Below are 21,004 nucleotides of genomic sequence, written 5' to 3'. Positions count from 1 at the left end.
TCCGCCCCCGCGCCCCCCATACCGAGGCCGCTGGACACGTCGGTCTGACAGCCCAGCTGATATCCGGTGATGAAAAGGCTGTCGGTGATGGGCGTCTCGCCACCCGTCGCCGTGGCGGTGGACGCCAGAGTGACGAAGGCCTCCCGCGACGTCGTAGCTCCAGCGAGGTTCGGGACCGAGTTGATCCGTTCGCCTTCGATCGAGATGGACAACTGCCATCCGTCGCGCGTCTGTTTCGAATACGACTTCGGCGCCATCTCGATCGGATCGGCGACAACGATCGCGGTGCCAGGCGCGACGCCCAGCGAACCGCTGAGGACGAGCAGCGTTCCGGCCAACCGCGCACCGGATCGCCACAGTGAACGGCCGGGTTTTAAAAACACGACTGCGGCTCCTCGACCATCAGTCTCACGCTGATCCCCTGTCATGTGTTCGGCGCGCGAGACAACCCGGCGGTACCTCGATCCGCCTACGGCGCGCGCCTTTTTCGTCTGACCGCCAGTCCTGTCGCACAGCACTGTAGCTGCCGCAAATTCCGGTCTGGTTGCTGCCGCACGCCCTGCGACGCAACGATTCCGCCACATTTTGACAACGAAGGGATGCGAGCGAGTGACGGGATTCGAACCCGTGTAAACGGCTTTGCAGGCCGGTGCCTTGCCTCTCAGCCACACCCGCAGTGGACACCACCCTGCCAGCGGGCTCCGACCCGGCCCAGCGTTTGACTCGCGCTGATTGCTACTGCCCGTCCATCGGCACGCCGACGGCATCGCCGCCCTGCGGCCACCCGGCGGGCGAGTCTTCCCAGGTTTCCTGCCGGCCATACGGCGTCAGATCGAGGAACGGGTACCCCGGCGCCGAATGGTCGAGCCCGCGGGCGAATGCCGAGTAGGTGTGGAACACTTCTTCGCCGCGGCGAAGAAAGACGCTGGCGCCGGGCCAGTCTCCGCGCAGCGCTTCGTCGTCGAATCCCGCGTCGTGCAACTCGTCGACCGACATGTAGTTGTACTCGATCGGCGCCCGCTGAGGATCGAGCGTGACGTGATAGTCATAGGTGAAGTCGTTGTCACGCGACGAATACCAGTCGAACGTCCAGTCGTGCTCGGCCTTGTAGCGTGCGATGCTGGCATACGGCGCCCTCGACACAGCGGCGAACGCCACACCCTTGGCGTCGAGTAGAGCACGGTCACGTTCGGTGAACGTGAGATCGGCGGCCATAGTGCAACTGGGACAACCCCTGTCGATCGCGTCGATCCACATGAAGTGATGAATGTAGAGCTGCGACCTGCCGTCAAACATGTCGATCAGGCGCAATTCGCCGTCGGGCCCCTCGAACACATAGTCCTTCTCGACCCTCACCATCGGCAGCCTGCGGCGCTCGGCGTTGACCGCATCGCGCAGGTGGGTCACCTCGCGTTCGCGGGCCAGCAGCTTCTTGCGGGCCGCGACCCAGTCCTCCCGCGTGGTGACCTCGGGGTAGGCGTCAGGGGTAACGGGCATGGTCATTCTCCTCACGGTTGAGTCTCACGAATATGGACTCCGCGGCGGCCCGAAAGTCATCGCGCAGTGGTTTTGTCAGCGGCGAGCATGTGTCTTTGGTGGTGAATATGCCGACAACGGCGTCGATGATGGCGGTTCGAAGTCGAAGGCACGATCGAGGAATTGAAGCCGCCCATCGAGACCGCTTGCTACCGCCACGGCGACCCACCTCGTCCTGCGGCCAGCGTCGAGGACATCACGTCGCAAACCGGTGACGGCACGCCCTACCGCAAGATGGGCGACCGCATGGCCGCCTACCGCGTGTGGCGGGCATGCATTTGCTGCGCTGAGTGCCGCCGGTGGATGCAAAAATCGGGCATGATTTCCTACGCCCGACGTGACGCGCCCCGATGAACCTTCTGCTGGCCGATCCGCCGTTCTTCGGCGGCCCCGGGCAAGGCACACGACAAATCGTGGAGTTGTTCGTTGCCTTCGGCCTCACCTCGTTGATCGGCCTGGAACGCGAGATCCAGGGCAAGAGCGCTGGTGTGCGCACCCAGACCATCGTCGGAACCGCGGCCGCCCTGATCCTGCTCGTCAGCAAGTACGGCTTCACAGATGTGCTGCAGGACGGCCTGGTGGTCGTCGACCCGTCCCGAGTAGCAGCCCAAATAGTCTCCGGCATCGGATTTCTCGGCGCGGGCATCATCATCTTCCGGCGCGGCTCCGTGCATGGCCTCACCACCGCGGCTGCCGTCTGGGAGTCCGCCGCCATCGGAATGGCGGCAGGCTCCGGCTTGCTTCTGCTGGCGGTCACCGTGACCGCGATGCACTTTCTCATCATCGTCGGGTTCATGCCGCTGGCGAAGCGGTTGTCAGCGCGGTTGGCCGGCTCGGTCACCATGCACGTCACCTATGACGAAGGGCGCGGCGTGATGAGCAAGTTGTTGCAAGCCTGCGATCGCCGCCAGTGGCAACTCACCGAGCTTGCCACCGACACTGCGGGCGAGCGGATCGCCGCGGGCAGCGCCGGTGTCCTGCTGACTCTGGCCGGCAGGGGCATTCTGGCGGCGCCGACGGTGCTGGCCGGTATCGAAGGCGTGACAGCCATCCGCCAACTCGACGACGAACCCGACTAGATTGATCATGTGCCCATTGGTCTGATCTGCGCCATTCCCCAAGAACTCGCCCACCTTCGCGCAGTCTTGACCGATGCGCAAAGTGAATACATTGCACACACTGTCTTCGACACCGGCAGCATCGACGGACACGAAGTGGTGCTGGCGGGATCGGGAATGGGCAAGGTCAACGCCGCCCTGGTGACCACGCTGCTGGCGGACCGGTTTGCCTGCCGCGCAGTCGTTTTCTCCGGTGTGGCGGGCGGACTCGACCCGGGACTGGCCATCGGAGACATCGTCATCGCGGATTTCGTCATTCAACACGATGCCGGGTTGCTCGAAAACGAGCGAGTGCAGACTTACCAACCCGGGTACGTGCCCGTCATCAACCCGACGGACCGTCTGGGCTATCGAGTCGACGCCGCACTGCTTGACCGCGTCAAGCAACGTTTGGCAGACCTGTCGATAACCGACCAAATCAATTACGGCACAGTGCTTTCCGGTGATCAGTACCTGAACTGCGACACCACCCGGCAACGGTTGCTGACCGAATTCGGCGGTAAGGCAGTCGAGATGGAAGGCGGCGCGGTGGCGCAGGTTTGTGAGGCGTTCGCCGTTCCGTGGTTGGTCATCCGTGCGCTGTCCGACCTGGCCGGGGGTAACGCCCTGTTCGACTTCACGACCTTCGTCGATCAGGCGGCCGAGTCCTCGGCCGTGATTCTGCGGCACCTGCTGCCGGTGTTGTAGTCGTCACCTCACCGAGAGTCACGTCACGCCGAACGTGACGACATCTTGTGAGTTCCCTTCGGCTTGACTTGACGGCGCAGCCATCGACGCTTTTAGGATTACGCTCGTTACTTTAAGGCAGCAGTCGGCCATATCTCAGGAGAGGAACCCTCGATGGCGAGCCAGCAAGCAACGGAGTTCGCGAACTTCCTTGCAACCCTCAGCGGGAGTTCGACGACCCCCGACTCCCCGCTGACAGCGGTGCGTCACGCCGCTGAAAGCATCCATTTGGCAAGCAAAGAACCGGAGGGGGTCACCTATGCGGAGGTCGATGCCGGTGGCGTGGAGGCGCTGTGGTGCATTCCCGCAGACAGCGCACCGGATGCCGTGTTGTTGCACACCCACATGGGCGGGAGCGTGCTCATGTCCATGCATTCCGATCGAAAAGCGGCTGCACACCTCGCGAAAGCGGCGGGCGCCCGCTCGTTGGTGCTGAATTTTCGCCGGTCGCCTGAGCACAAATACCCGGCACAGGTCGAGGACGCTGTCAACGCTTACCGCTGGCTGTTGGAGCAGGGCTACCAGCCAGCCAAGATCGCCAGCGTCGGCCATTCGATCGGTGGCTATCTCGCGATCGCGCTTGCTCTGAGGTTGCGGGATGGCGGCGAGGCCCTGCCGGGCGCCATCCTGTCGATCTCCCCCTGGGCCGATGTCACGCTGTCCGGCGCATCCATCGAGGACAACGCCCATTCGGACAAGCTGCTCAACCGCGATCTGATGGAGCTCTTCCGGTCATGCTGGCTCGATGGGACGGGCGTGGAATGGACGGATCCACAGGTGAATCTGCTGTCCGCGACGCTGTCCGGGTTGCCAAGCACCGCCATCTATTACGGCGAATTCGAACTGCTGGCGTCCGACGCCGTTGCCCTGTCGGCACGGGCGAAGGAGGCGGGAGTCGACGTCGTATTGCGGCAGGTCGACGAAGGCCAGCACTCGTTCATCATGGGCGCAGGCCGCGTTCCCGAAGTTGATCTGGCGATCGACGAAATGGGTGGCTGGCTCCGGTCCCGCCTTGGGCTTCAGTCAGCCGTCGCTTGAGTTGAACAATGGCGGACCAGAAATACATATTGGGTCATTCCCAACCCGAGATCGACCGTCTCATGCGGCAAGCGGAGATGTTGCGACCCATCACGGAACGACTGCTGCTGTCAGCCGGTATCGAGCCTGGTATGCGTGTGCTCGATATCGGTTGCGGGCCAGGTGATGTCTCGCTACTGATCGCCGACCTAGTCGGGCCGACGGGCGGTGTGGTCGGTATCGATCCCAGTGAGGCTGCTCTCGATATCGCTCGGCAACGGTTCCGTCGTCTCGATCGCACGAACGTCGAGCTGCAGCAGTGTGACCTCGAGACGTACGACGGCCCAGCCGATTTCGACGCGGCGGTATGCCGATACGTGCTGATTCATCAGGCGGACCCCTGTGCTTTCCTGCGGGCTACCCGCCGACTCGTACGGCCCGGCGGCGTCATAGCCACCCACGAGATCGACGCCACCCGTGGGATTCACTCCAGTCCACGGGTCCCGCTGTTGCACGAGATCTACGACGCGGTGACCAGTACGCTTACCCGAGCAGACACGGCATTCGATGTCGGCGGTCGGTTCGTCGAGGTGTTCATCGAAGCCGGACTGCCCGCACCGCAGATGTTCTCGCAGACGCTCGTAGAAAGCGGGGAGGACTCCGTGTGCTTGTCATGGCTGGTGGACCTAACCCGCGAAGTACTCCCCCACATGATCGCGGCGGGCGCAGTGACAGCCGATCAGGTTCAGATCGAGAGCTTGCCAGAGCGGCTGCGGCGCGCAGCGGTCGCATCAAACAGTCAACTCGAGTTCGTTCCCCAGCTCTGCGCTTGGGCTCGCAACGAGAACGGGGTCGGACCATGCTCGAGTTGATCGATCGCGGAAGCGAAAGCCAGACTCACGCGCATCCAATGGTTTTGGTGCACGGAGCCTGGCAGGCAGGTTGGTGCTGGGAGGGCAACTTCGTTGAGTTTTTTGTTGACCGTGGGTTTCGCGTGTTAGCACCCAGCCTTCGTGGTCACGGGAAGAGCGCGGTGAGCAAACCGCTGCGGCTTTGTTCGATTGGCGACTACGTCAAGGATGTCGCTTCTGTTGTCGAGACGCTTCTGTCGCCACCTATCCTGGTGGGTCATTCCATCGGAGGCTTTGTGGTGCAAAAGTACCTGGAGAGTCACGAGGCCCCCGCCGCGGTACTGATGGCTTCGACCCCACCGCGCGGTGGCCAGCTGGGTTCCTTGTTCCGCAGCATACGTCGTCACCCATGGCGCTCAACGAAATTCGCACTCACCGCCCAACCACTGCACCTCTGCGGCACCCGCGCAGGCGTCCGAGAGTTGTTCTTCGGCACCGACGTACCGGACAGTCTTATCGACGCGTTCATGAAGCGTATCCAGCCCGACAGCACACGGGCGATGATGTTCGACACGGTGGTCGGCGACCTGGTGGCCACAAAGAATATCCGCACACCGATGCTTGTCGTCGGCGGACAGCGCGACCAGGTTTATCCGCCCCATCATGTTCGTCGGACCGCCGCGGCCTACGGAACTCAACCCGTCCTGTTTCCCGACGCTGGTCATCAAATGATGCTCGAACCCCAGTGGAGAGTTGTCGCACGTTTCATCGAATCCTGGCTGGCCGATCAAGGTCTCTGAGATGGCGTGAAAGTACGTACACCCGATGGGAGCACAATGAGTTTCGCCAGTCCCTTCTCCGATGTCGATATTCCCGATCTGACGGTCTTCGACTACCTGTTCGGTGACATTGCCGACACCGAACTGGATCGTGTCGCGTTGCTCGACACGGACACCGGCACGGCAACCACCTACGGCGAGCTGATCGATCGAATCGAGTCCTTCGCCGCGAAGCTGTCCGACCATGGAATCGGCGTAGGTGACGTCGTGGGACTCCTTGCGCCGAACAGCACCGCGTTCGCGGTCGCTTTTCATGGAATTCTGCGGGCAGGTGCGACCGCGACGACTTTCAACGTCCTGTCGACCGCAGCGGAAATCGCCAAACAAATGCGCGATTCGCAAGCGCGGATGATGATCACCGTCTCCGACCTGCACGAGAAGGCCGCGACCGCGGCCGCGGCGATCGGCCTTGCGCAGGGTGCGGTGGTCGCGCTCGATGGTGCCCAATCCGTGCTGCAGACCTCGATCACCCGCACGGGCAATGCGCGCTTCCGGGAGCACGCTGACTTCCGGCCGGCGAACCAACTGGCGGTGTTGCCGTACAGCTCGGGCACCACTGGTCTTCCCAAGGGTGTCATGCTGACTCACCGCAATCTGGTTTCCAATGCCGCACAAGTTCAGCCGCTGAACATAATTGATGCCGAAGCGGTGGTCATTGCGGTGCTGCCGTTCTTTCACATCTATGGCTTGTCAGTTCTGCTCACCGCGTCGCTGTTCACCCGCGCGACGCTGGTCGTCATGCCGTCGTTCGACCTCGCCACGTTTCTGGCCGCGATTCAGGAACACCGGTGCACGAGGGCGTTCATCGTGCCTCCCGTGGCCGTTGCGTTGGCCAAACACCCGATAGTGTCGTCCTATGATCTGTCGTCGTTGGAAGTAATCGCCTGTGGCGCTGCACCGCTCGACGCGGAACTCGGTCACGCGGTGGCCACGCGACTCGGCGTGACGGTACTGCAGGGCTTCGGAATGAGTGAACTGAGCGGCGTCGGGCATTGTATGCCGGTCGACGGCGGCCGGAATTCACTGGGCACCCCAGCTCCACTGGATTCATGCGGATGGACCATCTCGAACGCAGTCAGCAAGTTGGTCGACCCCGAGACTGGAGTGCAGATCGCGGTCCCGAACGAGGGCCGTAGTGCCACAGGTGAGCTGTGTTTCAAAGGCCCGAATGTGATGGTCGGCTATCTGGGTAACGAAGCGGCGACGGCCGCGATCATCGATGACGAAGGATTCTTACACACAGGGGACCTCGCCTGCGTCGACGCGAACGGCTGCGTCTACATCGTGGACCGCCTCAAGGAGCTCATCAAATACAAGGGCTATCAGGTGGCGCCCGCTGAACTGGAGGCGCTGTTGTTGACGCATCCCGGTATCGCGGATGCAGCGGTCGTCGGAGTCAAAGACTCAATGTCGGGCGAGGAAATCCCGAAGGCTTTCGTCGTCGCCCACCCCTCGGCCGAATTGACCGCCGACGAGGTGATGGAGTTCGTTGCCGCAAAAGTCGCACCCTACAAGAAGATCCGTGCGGTCGAGTTCACCGATACCATCCCCAAGTCCGCGGCAGGCAAGATTCTTCGCAAGAATCTCAGGGCGCACTAATCGCGCTCAGGAACGGATCCGCGCCGTGACAGGAAAGCCGGACACGGTCTATGCGCGAAGTGGGGATGTGCACCTGGCCTATCAGGTCGTCGGCGACCGTGGACCTGATCTGCTCTTCATCCCGACTGCGTGCCATCCGATCGACCTACTCTGGGACGAACCCACCGTCGCCGCCTACTTGGGACGGCTGGCCTCCTTCAGCCGTCTGATCGTGACGGATCTCCTCGGCGTCGGTAGTTCCGACGCAGTGCCGACCAAGGATCTTCCCGCAATGCAATCCTGGACCGACGGCCTGATTGCAGTGCTCGACGCTGTGGATAGTGAGAACGCATCGGTCTTCGCCACAGCCGAATCGGCGCTTCCGACAATGTTGTTGACCGCAAGCCATCCAGAGCGCGTCCGTTCCCTGATCCTGTGGAGCGCCTTCGCCCGCTTTTCCCGCGGGCCCGGCTATCCCTACGGTCTGCGTGAGTGCGCACTGGGCAAGTACGTGGATGCCACCGCCGAGGCCTTCGGCACCGGCGCCATCGCGGACGTACTGGCACCAAGCTGGATCGATGACGGACCGAGGCGCCGATGGTGGTCACGCAGTGAGCGGCTCGCGGGTGGCCCGGGATACTTCAAGCAGATATACGACCTGTACATGCGCAGCGATGTGCGCCCGGTACTCGAAAGCATCCGAGCGCCAACGCTTCTCCTGCACCGAAAGGGCGATCGCCACATTTCGACTGACCATGGCCGTTATCTTGCCGAACGTATCCCCAACGCACGCCTTGTACCACTGGATGGGGAGGATCACGCATGGTTCGCCGGCGACGCCGAAGTTGCGCTCGGCGAGATAGAGGCCTTCGTCACCGGAAACCGAGCAGCACCCACCAATGACCGCGTCCTTGTGACCGTGCTGTTCACCGACATAGTCGAATCAACCACGCTCGCAGCAAGCCTTGGCGATGAAGCCTGGAGCGCAGCGCTGAGCGAACACAACCGCATCGTCGAGGCACATGTCACCAGCACGAGGGGAAACATCATCAAGTTCACCGGCGACGGTGTCTTTGCCACGTTCGATGGACCGGCCCGCGCGATTTCGTGTGCCCGAGCGATTCGCGACGCTTTGGGAGAACTCGGACTCGTCATACGTATCGGCATGCACACCGGTGAGGTGGCGATGGTCGGACAAGACGCACACGGTATTGCCGTGCACATCGCCGCGCGGATCATGGCCGTCGCCGACCCGGGAGAGATCCTGGTGTCCGAAGCTGTTCCGCCGCTAGTGCTCGGATCTGGGATCGCATTCACCGACCGCGGATGGCACGAACTCAAAGGCGTGCCCGGCCGCTGGAATGTGCTTGCCGTGAACGACGAGCGCTGATCCCCTGAATTGCGAACTTGCTGCCGCTTCGATGACTAGGTCCTGTGAGGCGCTGCCCAACTCATGGCAACAGACTTAAAATAATTATCGCTATCCCAAACTTCTCCTGCTGGCGCCCACGTTCGCAGGAGTCGAGCGGCCCGAGCCTTCTTACCCTCTTCGGCTCGGGCCGCGCTAGGGAACCGTCGGGGTGTACATCAATCGCCTTCTCAGGAAGCTTGGCCTCCCGCGCTCCGATGACGATCACCGCCGGGTTCGCGCCGCGATCACCTACCTCGACGCCGGTAAGACCGCCGTCGCCTGGCCACGGCCCGAGCGGTAGGACGCGACACACCCCACGCCTGCCAGAACGGCGAACACACCGAACAACAGCGAACTCGCCGCCGCATCGGTCGCGGCCCGCAGGTTGACCACGACGCCGGCCAGGCCCGCGCCGACCGCACCGCAGATCAGTTGGACGGTGTTGATGGCCGCGGCCGCCGCGGGCCCTTCGGCAGGGTCGTCGACGCGACTCATCGCCCATGCCGACAGGTGCGGCCACGCGATGCCCACGCCGACCCCCGTGATCAACAGCGCCACCGCCCATGTCGCGACCAGCGCGGTCGAGGCGTCGTCGTATTGCGTCAGCGCGGCCAGCGCAAGCCCGGTCGCCATCACCAGCGGTGCGACCGCCACCGTCCGGACGATCACCCGGTTGTTTCGCAGTGACGCGCTGCTGATTTCGCCGACGGTCCATCCGACCGCGAGGCCGGCCCCGAGGAACCCCGCCGCCACCGGCGTGAGTTGCGCGAGGTGCTGACCGAACAGCGGCACGTACATGTCGGCCATCGTCGCCGCCATCAACAATCCGAGCGTCAGGTAGATCCATTTCAACGGCCCGGAACTGAAGGTGCTCGGAGGCAGCACCGCCGCGGATGCCCGCCGATCGACGTAGACGAAGATGACCACCAGCACGGCGCCGAGAGCCAGGAGCGCCGCCGTCGCGCGCCAATCGTGCGGGATGCCTGCGACGCTGACGGCCAGTGCGGCGGCGCCAAGCAGAAGCAGAGACCACACCGGAATCGGGGTGCGCGCCCGTTCCACTTCGGCGCTGGCCCGAGCGGGCAGCGCGATGGGAACCAGCACCGCCATTGCAGCGGTGAGCACCACCAGCATGCCGAAAGCCCAACGCCAGGAACTGAACTGGGAGAACAGACCACCGGCTGCAGGACCGACCAGGGTTCCGACGCCCCACATCGCCGACACCAGCGCCGACGCCTTGGTCCACAGCGAACTCGGCAGCGCGGTGTTGATGACCGCGTAGCCGAGGCCCGCCAACAGGCCGCCCGCAGCGCCCTGGACCCCGCGGCCCGCGAGCAGTATCTCCATGGTGGGAGCCGCCGCGCATGCAAGGCTGCCCGCGCCGAACACGCTGAGCCCCAACAGGTATGCCCACCGCGGGCCCAGCCGCAGCAGTAGTGAATGCACGGTGGTGGCGGCCACCACCGAGGCGACCAGATACACCGTCGTCACCCACGCGTAGTAACGGTGACCACCGATGTCGGCGACCGCGCTGGGCATCAGGCTGATGGTGAGGAACTCGTTGGTGGCGTACAGCGCCACCCCACCGGCCAGCACGGTGGACGCACCGAGGTTCCTCGGGCCGAGCAGCGCACGCCAGGACCCCGTGGCGCCCAAGACGGGATGCGCGGTGTCAGTCACCCCGCTCACGTTAGGAGCTCAACCGCTGTTGAGGTCAACTTATTTGAGACCCGCGGCGTCCATCCCGCGCAGTTCCTTCTTCAAGTCGGCGATCTCATCCCGGAAGCGGGCGGCCAACTCGAACTGCAGGTCCCGCGCGGCGGCCATCATCTGCTCGGTCAGGTCCTTGATCAGGTCGGCCAGCTCAGCCCGCGGCATGTTCGAAGTGTCGCGGCCCTCGACGATGCCCGCGCTGACCGCCCGGCCCGGCTCCCCCTGCGCGCGACGGCCGCGCGAAGCGTTACGGCCGGAGCCGCCCACCTCGACATCGTCGGCCTCGCGGTACACCTGGTCGAGAATGTCGGCGATCTTCTTGCGCAACGGCTTCGGATCGATGCCGTGCTCCTCGTTGTACGCGATCTGCTTGGCGCGGCGGCGCTCCGTCTCATCGATGGCCTCGCGCATCGACTCGGTGACGTTGTCGGCGTACATGTGCACCTCGCCCGATACGTTGCGGGCGGCGCGACCGATGGTCTGGATCAGGCTGCGGGTCGACCGCAGGAACCCTTCCTTGTCGGCGTCGAGGATCGCCACCAGCGACACCTCGGGCAGGTCGAGACCTTCACGCAGCAGGTTGATGCCGACCAGCACGTCGTAGTCACCGAGCCGCAGCTGACGCAGCAACTCGACGCGGCGCAACGTGTCCACTTCCGAATGCAGATACCGCACCCGGATGCCCATCTCGAGCAGGTAGTCGGTCAGGTCTTCGGCCATCTTCTTGGTCAGCGTGGTGACCAGCACCCGCTCGTCGGCGTCGGCGCGCTTGCGGATCTCGCCGATCAGGTCGTCGATCTGGCCCTTGGTCGGTTTGACGACCACCTTCGGGTCGACTAGGCCGGTCGGGCGGATCACCTGCTCGACGAACTCGCCGCCGGCCTGGCTCAGCTCGTACGGCCCTGGCGTCGCCGACAAGTACACGGTCTGCCCGATCCGGTCGGCGAACTCCTCCCACGTCAGCGGGCGGTTGTCGATGGCCGACGGCAGCCGGAAACCGAAGTCCACGAGGTTGCGCTTGCGCGAGATGTCGCCTTCGTACATGCCGCCGATCTGAGGCACGGTCACGTGCGACTCGTCGATGACGAGCAGGAAGTCCTCGGGGAAATAGTCCAGCAGGGTGGCAGGGGCGGAACCCGCCGGCCTGCCGTCGATGTGGCGCGAGTAGTTCTCGATGCCCGAGCAGAAGCCGACTTGGCGCATCATCTCGATGTCATAGTTGGTGCGCATCCGCAGCCGCTGCGCCTCGAGCAGCTTGCCCTGACCTTCGAGTTCGGCCAACCGCTCTTCGAGTTCGGTCTCGATGGTGGAGATCGCCTGCGCCATCCGCTCGGGACCCGCCACGTAGTGGGTGGCCGGGAAAATCCGCAGCGATTCGACCTTGCGGACGATGTCGCCGGTCAGCGGGTGCAGGTAGTACAGCGCCTCGACCTCGTCACCGAAGAACTCGATGCGGACCGCGAGCTCTTCGTAGGACGGGATGATCTCGACGGTGTCGCCCCGGACGCGGAAAGAACCGCGGGTGAACGCCATGTCGTTGCGGGTGTACTGGACGTCGACGAGCAGGCGCAGCAGCGCGTCGCGGGGCACCTCCTGCCCAACTTGCAGTTCGACCGAGCGGTCGAGGTATGACTGCGGGGTACCGAGGCCGTAGATGCACGACACCGATGCGACCACGACCACGTCGCGGCGAGACAGCAGGCTCGACGTCGCCGAGTGCCGGAGCCGCTCGACGTCGTCGTTGATCGAGCTGTCCTTTTCGATGTATGTGTCGGTCTGCGCGATGTATGCCTCGGGCTGGTAGTAGTCGTAGTAGGAGACGAAGTACTCGACAGCGTTGTGTGGCAACATCTCTCGCAGTTCGTTGGCGAGCTGCGCGGCCAGCGTCTTGTTCGGCGCCATCACCAGGGTGGGCCGCTGCAGCCGCTCGATCAGCCACGCCGTGGTGGCCGACTTGCCGGTACCGGTGGCGCCCAGCAGCACCACGTCACGCTCCCCCGCCTTGATCCGGCGCTCCAGGTCGTCGATGGCCGCCGGCTGATCACCCGCGGGTGCATACTGGCTGACCACCTCGAAGCGACCGCCGGTCCGCACGATCTCGTCGACGGCGCGATACTCCGAGTGCGCAAGCACGGGATGTTCGGTAGCGAAGGCCATGTTCACAGGGTAGAACCAGGGACCGACATCGGATGTTCCCGCCGATCAGGCCCCCACGAACCGCGGTTGACGTCGCTCGATGAAGGCCTGCACGCCCTCTGCGCCGTCGGCGGTCCCCAACAGCGCGAGCACATCTTCGGTGAGGCGGTCTTCGGCCGCCTGCTCGCCCTCCCGGTTGGCGCGCTGCGCGGCGGCGAGCGTGGTGCGCACCGCCAGCGGCGCCGACCGCGAGGCGATCCGTCCGGCGAGTTCAACCGCACGGTCGACCTGCTCGCCGGGGGCGACGACTTCCTGCACCAGGCCGATCCGCAGGGCCTCGGCGGCGTCGAATTCGTCTCCGGTCAGCAACCAGCGCATCGCATTGCCCCAGCCGGCATCGCGGGGCAGCCGGGTGGTGGCGCCGCCGAACGGATAGATACCGCGCTGAACCTCGAGTTGGGCGAAGCGGGCGTCGGTGGCCGCGATGCGGATGTCGGCCGCCAGGAGCAGTTCGATACCGAGGGTCATGCACCAGCCGTGCGCGGCGGCCACCACCGGCTTCGCCCACGGCCGGCCGTCGTTGCGCCATGGGTTGCGCGCGTCTTCGGGCCAGTCCAGTGACCCGTTCATCAGGCGGGGCGCCACGTCGGCGAGATCGAGGCCTGCGGTGAAGTTGTCCCCTTCGGCGTACAGCACCCCCGCGCGTAGGTCGTCGTCGCGTTCGAGGCGTTCGTAGGCGCGTCCGAGATCCTCCAACATCTCGACGTTGAATGCGTTTCGCTTTGCCGGCCGGTTCAGCCCCATGTGCAGAACATGGTCTCGGGGTTCGACTATGACAGTTGGCATAGAGCTGACGGTAGACTATGATGATCGTCATATCCAGTGACAGTCGAACCCGAATGATCCACAGTGCCGCTTTGCTGTTCCGAGAGAACGGCTACAGCGGCACGGGTTTTCGAGACGTCATCGAGCACAGCGGCGCGCCGCGCGGCTCGATCTATCACCACTTCCCCGGTGGCAAAGAGCAGTTGGCCGCCGACACGGTGGACTGGGCATCCGGCGTCATCGAGCGCCGAATCGCCCGTGCGGTCGAGCAGGGTGACCCCGTCGTCACGCTCGGCATCTTCGTGGACACGTGGCGAGAGGTGCTCGAGCAGAGCAACTTTCGGGCCGGATGTCCGGTTGTTGCTGTCGCCGCCGAGGCCGACGCGGGGACGACGGCGACGGCGGCGGCTGCTGCGGCGTTCGCGCGTTGGCAGGATCTGATCGCCCACGCGCTGCTCGGCGCGGGCGTCGGCCGCACCGACGCCCGACGGTTAGCCACGCTCGTCGTCGCGGGCATCGAAGGCGCCATCCTGATGTGCCGGGCCCGCCACGACATCCGGCCGCTGCGCGACGTGCATCGCGCGTTGGAGGCGACTCTGCGCACCGCGATCTCCTGGCACGATCGCTGACTCCGTAGCGGCCTATGCTGACCCTATTCACGCACCCAAGCACGAGACATTCGATCTAGCCGCCCGCACCAACACCGATCCGAAGGGCATCGTGCGGGCAGTCGACGTCTACACCGTCGAGCCATGGGGTCTGTACATGGCGCGGCCGACGCCTGGCCGCGCGCAGTTCCACTACATGGAGTCATGGCTGCTGCCGTCGCTGAACCTGCGCGCGACGGTGTTCCACTTCAACCCCGGCTACGAACTCGACCAGGACTACTACCTCGACGTCGGCCGCTATACGGCCGGTCCCGACGCCTGGCACGCCGAGGACCACTACCTCGACCTCATCGTCCGCACCGGCAAAGGCGTGAAGCTGTCTGACGTGGACGAACTGCTGACCGCCGTCCGCCATGGTCTGCTGTCGCCCGAGACCGGCGAGCAGGCCGTGCAGACCGCAGTGTCCGCCATCGACGGGTTGTCCCGGCATGACTACGACTTGAACCGTTGGCTGTCCGACAGCGGAATGTCGCTCACCTGGCGCCCGGCATAGCCCTCTTCCGCGGCGGGTATGCCGTGGAGATGACGCAGAAGGAATACCGCGCACTCGACGAGTTGTCGTGATGGTTCCGGACTGGCAGTCCCCTACCCTTGCGACCCTCACCGACGAGCGGTTCTCCGCCCCCGACTGGATTTTCGAGCGCAAGCTAGATGGCGTGCGTGGGCTTGTCTTCCGGGACCACGGACAAATACGGCTGCTATCGCGAAACCGCCTGTCGCTGAACAAAACCTATCCGGAGATCGTCGAAGCACTTGCCGGGCAGGCGCCGGCTCAATTCGTCATGGATGGCGAAATCGTCGCCTTCGAGGGACGACGGACGAGCTTCGCGCGACTGCAGGGCCGCTCAGGCATCACGGACCCCATCCTGGCCGAGGCGTCGGGCATTCCTGTCTTCTACTACGCGTTCGACCTGCTGAATCTGGACGGTCAAGATATCACTGATCGCCCGCTGTTGTCGCGTAAACGCTTGTTGCGCAACAGCTTCAGGTACGACGGTGCCCTGCGCTTCACCACCCATCGAGTCAGGGACGGTGAATCGGCGTATCGCGCCGCTTGCGAACGCGGCGACGAAGGCGTGATCGCCAAGTTGGCTGAATCGGCGTACGAGGGCGGCCGTTCACGTCACTGGTTGAAGTTCAAGTGCACCCGGGATCAGGAGTTCGTGGTCGTCGGGTACACCGCCCCGAAGGGCGCCAGGGTGGGGCTGGGCGCGCTGTTGCTCGGCTACTACGACGGCCATGAGCTGGTCTATGCGGGCAAGGTCGGCTCCGGGTTCGACGACGTGACCCTGCGCAGCTTGCGCGACCAGTTGGCGGGCACCGAACTTTCGACACCACCGATCACGAGAGGGTCGGTGCGCGAGCCGACAGTGCGCTGGGTGCGACCGCAACTGGTGGCTCAGGTGGCATTCGGCGAATGGACCCGTGACGGCAAGCTGCGCCACCCCCGGTATCTCGGGCTGCGCACGGACAAGAGCCCCGACGACGTGGTGAGGGAGACGCACTGATGGTTTCGAAATCCAGAACCGTCAAGATCACGCATCCGGACCGCGTCGTGTTCCCCGACGACGGCATCACCAAGGGCGACGTGGTCGACTATTACGCCGAAATAGCCGACGTGATGGTGCCGCATCTGAAGGACAGGCCGCTCACGCTCTGGCGGTACCCCCGTGGCATCAGTCAACGCGGCTTCGTGCAACAGGACTTCTCCGAAACGCTGCCCGAGTGGATGGGCTCTGCAGAGGTCACGAAGGAGGGCGGCAGGGTCGTGCACCCCGTCGTCGATCGCCGCGACGCCTTGGTGTGGCTGGCCAATCAGAACTGCCTCATCGTGCATGCGTGGTTGTCGCGGTGCGACCGGCTCGACGAGCCGGATCAGGTCATCTTCGATCTGGATCCGTCAACTGAAGACTTCGCGCCGGTGCGCGCCGCCGCCCAGGCCACTGCAGACGTGCTGCGCGGCCTCGGCCTTGCGGCGTATCTGAAGACCACCGGATCGCGGGGACTGCATATCGTCGCGCCGCTGACCCGCGGACCGGACTTCGACACTGTCAGGCAGTTCGCCCGCGACGTCGCCGAGATCATCGCAGCGGACGATCCCGCGCACCGGACCGTCGAGCAGCGCAAAGACAAGCGCGGCGACCGGATCTACGTTGACGTGATGCGCAATGCGTACGCACAGACCGCCGCGGCCCCGTACAGCGTGCGGGCACGCCGCGGTGCTCCCGTCGCCACTCCACTGGAGTGGGACGAACTCAAGGGGCGTGGACTGCGGTCCGACGGCTTTGGCCTGCGTGATGTCTTGAAACGTGTTGCGACGCAGGGAGACCCGTGGGCGGACATGCGCAAGCACGCCCGCTCGTTGACCCGTCCGGCGGAACGTCTGGTCAAGCTCCGTGCCTGAGTTGCCCGATGTCGAGGGGTTCCGCCGCGCGCTGGCCGATGAGCTGCCTGGGCGTCGGATACAGGCTGTCGACGTACGCGACGCCGGCGTGCTGCGCAACACCACCGCGCGTGCACTGACACGCAATTTGGTGAAGCACACGTTCGGTGAACCAGCACGCCATGGCAAGTGGCTGATCTTGCCGACGGACGGTCCTGTGTTGCTTGTTCACAGCGGGATGACCGGGCAACCGTATTTCGCTGTCGACGGCGCGGACGAGAAGGGCTACGAACGACTCGTGATCAGTTTGGACCGTGGCGAATTGCGGTATGCCGATCTGCGGAAACTGCGCGGGATCTGGCTGGCCCCCGACCGGGACGCGACAGACGAAGTGATGGGCAAGCAGGGACCTGACGCGCTCGGACTCGATCTGGTGTCGTTCCGCAACGCGTTGGAGGGTCGACGCGGAGCGCTGAAACCAACGTTGATGGATCAGTCGGTGATCGCGGGTCTCGGCAATCTGCTTGTCGACGAAATCTGCTGGCGAGTCAAGGTGTACCCCGGGTGTGCTGTCAGCGCCGTCGAGGCGCCACGCCTGCACAAGGCGATGAAGAGCGTGCTGCGGACAGCGGTCCCGCATGGGCGGGTGCCCGGATTGCCCCGGTGGCTCACTCGTGTCCGGGACCACCCGGATCCGGCCTGTCCGCGCTGTCACACCCGATTGCGGCGAAACCGGATCGCGGGCCGGACCACAGTGTGGTGCCCCAACTGTCAGCACCCATAGCAGCGGGGACCTGGGGTAACGCTCGTCCGGTCGTGCGCGATGATCTTGTGATGGCACATAACCGCAGGTCCGCGAGTCGGGATCACGCTGTTCGGCCGTGGTCGACCGGTATCGACGTCGCTGTAAATCAGCCGACGACGGTAAGGTCGGCTGTCATGAGTTCGACCACGCGCGGATGGCGGGTGCTTGCGGCCGCCGCGATCGTCGGCGCCTACTCGCAGTTGGGTCCGGCAACGGCAGTCGCCGATCCGGGTCCTGGGCCTCAGACCGATGCGCCGCCCGCGCCCGTCGACCAGGTGCAACCCGCACCCGGCGACGGGTTGAAGCACAACATCACCTACCGGGCCCGCGCCACCGGGACGTCGCGGGGCGCGGTGGTCGCGTACAAAATGGACGATCACAACGTCAACAGCGAGACGCCGACGCTACTGCCGGGGCAGACGTTCGAGGTGAACACCGTGCTCGACGACCCCAAGCAGGCCGGCATGGAGGTGTCGATCCAATGGCCCTACGGGTCGAATCTGCACTGTGAGATCCTCGTCGACGACCAGATCATCGCCCAGGCCGATCAGTTCATCGCACCGCGGTTGTTCCACCCGAAAGACGATCCCCTGTACGGTGTGCTGCAGTGCGGCGCACCACTCGACATACCGGTAGCCGGCGTCGAATCGGCGGCACCGCAACCGGCTGCTCCGCCTGCCGCGGCTCCCCCGCCTGCTGCCGCCTAGGGCCGCCACCCGGTCGCGTCGGCCCATTGCAAGGCGCGGCCGTACACGTCGGCGAACCATGGTTCCTTGGCCTCGGCGTAGTCAGGGGCCGCCAGCGCGCGGCGCTTGGCGGCCAGATACTCCTGCTGCACGCCGGGGTTGGCGGCCAGCCAGTCCCGGAACACCAGCGCGAACCGTTGTCCGGGCCAGCCGTCGACCCTGATGTGAATGTTGGCGGGCCTGCCGGGATCGGCCGCGCAGTGAATCCGCTTGCGCCACACGGAGTCATCCTCGGTGTGCGGGGTGTCGACGGTGATGTGCTCGATGCGCGGAAAGCCGACCTTCGTCAGCGGGTCGTCGATCTCGTCGGCGACATCGAGCGAGGCGACGGTGATCTGCATGTCGATCACATCCTTGGCGTCCATTCCGGGTACCGCGGTGGAGCCGATGTGATCTATCCGTAACGCCTTTGCGCCACAAGCCATTTCGAGGCGCTTGCCGATCCGTCGGGCGTCGTCGGGCCACGCCGGGTCGTACGGCACCAGTTGGTAGACCCGTGGCGCGCACTGCCGCGTGCGAATGTTGTGTGCCAAGGGCAGCACGCGCTGGTGCCAGAGGTCGCGGGCTCTCTCCACCAATTCGCCCGCGGAACCCGAATTGTCCAGCAGCACATCGGCAATCGCACGCCGCTGCTCCTCGGGGGCCTGGGCTTTGATGCGGGCGCGGGCGTCGGCCTCGTCCATTCCGCGCTTGATCAGCCGCTCGACCCGGGTTTCCTCGTCGGCGCTGACCACCACTACGAGCGGAAACAACGGCGCCAGACCGGTTTCCACCAGCAGCGGGATATCCTCCACGACCACTGCGTCCTCGTGCACTGCGTCGAGGATCTCCTCGCGCCGACGGGCGACCAGCGGATGCACGATGCCGTTCAGCTTCGCGCGCTTCTCGTCGTCGACGAACGCCCTTGCCGCCAGCGCGGGTCGGTTGAGCGCACCGTCCGGCCGCAGGATGTCCTTGCCGAACGCGTCGACCAGTGCGGCCAGCCCCTCGGTGCCGGGTTCGACGACCTCGCGCGCGATGACATCGCCGTCGACGATGATGCCGCCGCATTCCGCGAATGCGGCGGACACCGTCGATTTACCGGCGCCGATACCGCCGGTCAGGCCGATGCGAAGCATCCAGCAGGCCAGTTAGGCGCTGCCGGCCAGCTTCTCCCGCAGCGCCGCCAACTGGGCGTCGCTGGCCAGCGAGCCACCCGCTGCCGGCTCGTCGCCGCGCGAAGCGCCGTTTGCAGACGACGGCCGTGCTGCCTCTTCGGCCTCGGCAGCGGCGAACTTCTCCATCTGCGCGGTGTGCATCTTGTGCCGGCGCTCGGCCTCGGCGTAGCGGGACTCCCACTCTTCACGCTGTTTCTCGAAGCCCTCGAGCCATTCGTTGGTCTCGGCGTCGAAGCCCTCGGGGAAGATGTAGTTGCCCTGCTCGTCGTAGCTGTCGGCCATGCCGTACTTCGACGGGTCGAACTCCTCGGTGTAGTCCTCGTTGGCCTGCTTGAGGCTCAGCGAGATGCGGCGCCGCTCCAGGTCGATGTCGATGACCTTGACCATCGCGTCGTCGCCGACCTGGACCACCTGATCCGGGACCTCGACGTGACGCTCGGACAGCTCCGAGATGTGCACGAGGCCCTCGATGCCCTCCTCGACGCGGACGAACGCGCCGAACGGCACCAGCTTGGTGACCTTGCCGGGCACGATCTGGCCGATCGCGTGGGTGCGGGCGAAGTGGCGCCACGGGTCTTCCTGAGTGGCCTTGAGCGACAACGAAACCCGCTCGCGGTCCATGTCGACGTCGAGCACCTCGACGGTGACCTCGTCGCCCACCTGGACGACCTCGGACGGGTGGTCGATGTGCTTCCAGGACAGCTCGGAGACGTGCACCAGGCCGTCGACGCCGCCGAGATCGACGAACGCGCCGAAGTTGACGATCGAGGACACGACACCCTTGCGGATGGCGCCCTTCTGCAGCTGGTTGAGGAACTCGCTGCGCACCTCGGACTGGGTCTGCTCCAGCCAGGCGCGGCGGGAGAGCACCACGTTGTTGCGGTTCTTGTCCAACTCGATGATCTTGGCCTCGATCTCCTTGCCGATGTACGGCTGCAGATCGCGGACGCGACGCATCTCGACCAGCGACGCGGGCAGGAAGCCGCGCAGGCCGATGTCGAGGATCAGGCCGCCCTTGACGACCTCGATGACGGTGCCCTTGACGGCCTCGTCCTTCTCTTTGAGCTCTTCGATGGTGCCCCAGGCCCGCTCGTACTGAGCGCGCTTCTTGGACAGAATCAGGCGGCCTTCCTTGTCCTCCTTGGTGAGGACCAGAGCTTCGACCTCATCGCCGACGGAGACGACCTCGTTGGGGTCGACGTCGTGCTTGATGGAGAGCTCACGGGAAGGGATGACGCCTTCGGTCTTGTAACCGATGTCGAGTAGGACCTCGTCACGGTCAACCTTGACGATGGTTCCCTCGACGATGTCGCCATCGTTGAAGTATTTGATGGTTTTGTCGATGGCGGCGAGAAAGTCCTCGCTCGAGCCAATGTCGTTGACGGCTACTTGTGGCGAGGTGACGGAGGGACTTGGCATGTGGTGGGTTGCTCCGGACAGGTTTGATCGTAGGGACATAGGACTTTTGTTTTGTGCACCCGCAGCAGAGATCGCA

At 64.7% G+C, this 21,004-nt stretch carries 20 protein-coding genes and 1 tRNA gene; 13 read left to right on the top strand and 8 right to left on the bottom strand.

The features are described 5' to 3' along the window. The 3 genes from A5724_RS34825 to A5724_RS29810 all read right to left on the bottom strand — a co-directional run. Positions 1-257, bottom strand: a 257-nt coding sequence (locus tag A5724_RS34825) for an MspA family porin (RefSeq protein WP_232005024.1), incomplete at its 3' end; no start/stop codon positions are given. 347 nt (positions 258-604) lie between these two features. Beyond that, positions 605-675, bottom strand: a tRNA-Cys gene (locus A5724_RS29815). A gap of 60 nt (positions 676-735) precedes the next feature. After that, complete coding sequence (locus tag A5724_RS29810; RefSeq protein ID WP_232005019.1) at positions 736-1,503, bottom strand: DUF899 domain-containing protein; 768 nt, start codon at positions 1,501-1,503, stop codon at positions 736-738. Between the two features lie 383 nt (positions 1,504-1,886). Between A5724_RS29810 and A5724_RS29805 the strand changes: the two genes are divergently transcribed. From A5724_RS29805 to A5724_RS29775, 7 genes are all read left to right on the top strand, one after another. After that, positions 1,887-2,615, top strand: coding sequence for an MgtC/SapB family protein (locus A5724_RS29805; RefSeq protein ID WP_067810763.1), 729 nt, complete (start codon positions 1,887-1,889; stop codon positions 2,613-2,615). Positions 2,616-2,624: 9 nt separating this feature from the next. Beyond that, a complete protein-coding gene (locus A5724_RS29800; protein ID WP_067810760.1) occupies positions 2,625-3,341 on the top strand; it encodes a 5'-methylthioadenosine/adenosylhomocysteine nucleosidase in 717 nt (238 codons plus the stop codon). A gap of 153 nt (positions 3,342-3,494) precedes the next feature. Beyond that, on the top strand, positions 3,495-4,418 hold the full coding sequence (locus A5724_RS29795; protein WP_067810757.1) for an alpha/beta hydrolase fold domain-containing protein: 924 nt from the start codon (positions 3,495-3,497) through the stop codon (positions 4,416-4,418). An 8-nt stretch (positions 4,419-4,426) separates the two neighbouring features. Continuing rightward, positions 4,427-5,269 carry a bifunctional 2-polyprenyl-6-hydroxyphenol methylase/3-demethylubiquinol 3-O-methyltransferase UbiG gene (locus A5724_RS29790; RefSeq protein ID WP_067810754.1) on the top strand — a complete coding sequence of 281 codons (843 nt, stop codon included), beginning with the start codon at positions 4,427-4,429 and terminating at the stop codon, positions 5,267-5,269. Next, positions 5,257-6,048, top strand: a complete 792-nt coding sequence (locus A5724_RS29785; protein ID WP_067810751.1) for an alpha/beta hydrolase — start codon at positions 5,257-5,259, stop codon at positions 6,046-6,048. The genes A5724_RS29790 and A5724_RS29785 overlap by 13 nt, the downstream gene beginning before the upstream one ends. A gap of 36 nt (positions 6,049-6,084) precedes the next feature. Continuing rightward, positions 6,085-7,686, top strand: coding sequence for an AMP-binding protein (locus A5724_RS29780; protein WP_067810748.1), 1,602 nt, complete (start codon positions 6,085-6,087; stop codon positions 7,684-7,686). 25 nt (positions 7,687-7,711) lie between these two features. Beyond that, positions 7,712-9,055 carry an adenylate/guanylate cyclase domain-containing protein gene (locus A5724_RS29775; RefSeq protein WP_067810745.1) on the top strand — a complete coding sequence of 448 codons (1,344 nt, stop codon included), beginning with the start codon at positions 7,712-7,714 and terminating at the stop codon, positions 9,053-9,055. 270 nt (positions 9,056-9,325) lie between these two features. Here the strand turns inward: A5724_RS29775 and A5724_RS29770 are convergent, their stop codons facing one another. The 3 genes from A5724_RS29770 to A5724_RS29760 are packed head-to-tail and all read right to left on the bottom strand — an operon-like array spanning position 9,326 to position 13,771. Then, on the bottom strand, positions 9,326-10,756 hold the full coding sequence (locus A5724_RS29770) for an MFS transporter (RefSeq protein WP_067810744.1): 1,431 nt from the start codon (positions 10,754-10,756) through the stop codon (positions 9,326-9,328). A gap of 39 nt (positions 10,757-10,795) precedes the next feature. Then, a complete protein-coding gene (gene uvrB / locus A5724_RS29765) occupies positions 10,796-12,946 on the bottom strand; it encodes an excinuclease ABC subunit UvrB (RefSeq protein WP_067810859.1) in 2,151 nt (716 codons plus the stop codon). A 45-nt stretch (positions 12,947-12,991) separates the two neighbouring features. Then, a complete protein-coding gene (locus A5724_RS29760; protein ID WP_067810741.1) occupies positions 12,992-13,771 on the bottom strand; it encodes a crotonase/enoyl-CoA hydratase family protein in 780 nt (259 codons plus the stop codon). Between the two features lie 53 nt (positions 13,772-13,824). Between A5724_RS29760 and A5724_RS29755 the strand changes: the two genes are divergently transcribed. The 6 genes from A5724_RS29755 to A5724_RS29730 all read left to right on the top strand — a co-directional run bounded on the left by A5724_RS29755 (position 13,825) and on the right by A5724_RS29730 (position 18,313). Next, entirely contained in the window at positions 13,825-14,379 is a 555-nt protein-coding gene (locus A5724_RS29755; RefSeq protein ID WP_082965351.1) for a TetR/AcrR family transcriptional regulator, read from the top strand. A gap of 25 nt (positions 14,380-14,404) precedes the next feature. Continuing rightward, entirely contained in the window at positions 14,405-14,911 is a 507-nt protein-coding gene (locus A5724_RS29750) for a DUF402 domain-containing protein (RefSeq protein WP_082965346.1), read from the top strand. Positions 14,912-14,981: 70 nt separating this feature from the next. Beyond that, entirely contained in the window at positions 14,982-15,926 is a 945-nt protein-coding gene (gene ligD / locus A5724_RS29745; RefSeq protein ID WP_067810735.1) for a non-homologous end-joining DNA ligase, read from the top strand. Then, positions 15,926-16,822, top strand: coding sequence for a non-homologous end-joining DNA ligase (gene ligD / locus A5724_RS29740; RefSeq protein WP_067810733.1), 897 nt, complete (start codon positions 15,926-15,928; stop codon positions 16,820-16,822). The genes ligD (A5724_RS29745) and ligD (A5724_RS29740) overlap by 1 nt, the downstream gene beginning before the upstream one ends. Then, positions 16,815-17,585 carry an Fpg/Nei family DNA glycosylase gene (locus A5724_RS29735; RefSeq protein ID WP_067810730.1) on the top strand — a complete coding sequence of 257 codons (771 nt, stop codon included), beginning with the start codon at positions 16,815-16,817 and terminating at the stop codon, positions 17,583-17,585. Before ligD (A5724_RS29740) ends, A5724_RS29735 begins: the two co-directional genes overlap by 8 nt. 155 nt (positions 17,586-17,740) lie before the next feature. Next, positions 17,741-18,313, top strand: a complete 573-nt coding sequence (locus tag A5724_RS29730; protein ID WP_067810727.1) for a hypothetical protein — start codon at positions 17,741-17,743, stop codon at positions 18,311-18,313. Here the strand turns inward: A5724_RS29730 and coaE are convergent. Continuing rightward, positions 18,310-19,470, bottom strand: coding sequence for a dephospho-CoA kinase (coaE, locus tag A5724_RS29725; protein ID WP_067810724.1), 1,161 nt, complete (start codon positions 19,468-19,470; stop codon positions 18,310-18,312). The two genes, A5724_RS29730 and coaE, sit on opposite strands and share 4 nt — an antisense overlap. 12 nt (positions 19,471-19,482) lie before the next feature. Continuing rightward, positions 19,483-20,928, bottom strand: a complete 1,446-nt coding sequence (rpsA, locus tag A5724_RS29720; protein WP_067810721.1) for a 30S ribosomal protein S1 — start codon at positions 20,926-20,928, stop codon at positions 19,483-19,485. Positions 20,929-21,004 lie beyond the last annotated feature (76 nt).

It is taken from the genome of Mycobacterium sp. ACS1612, assembly GCF_001667505.1.
Classification (GTDB): domain Bacteria; phylum Actinomycetota; class Actinomycetes; order Mycobacteriales; family Mycobacteriaceae; genus Mycobacterium.
Note: the sequence above shows the minus strand (reverse complement) of the source record. Positions and strands in the feature narration are given on the sequence as shown.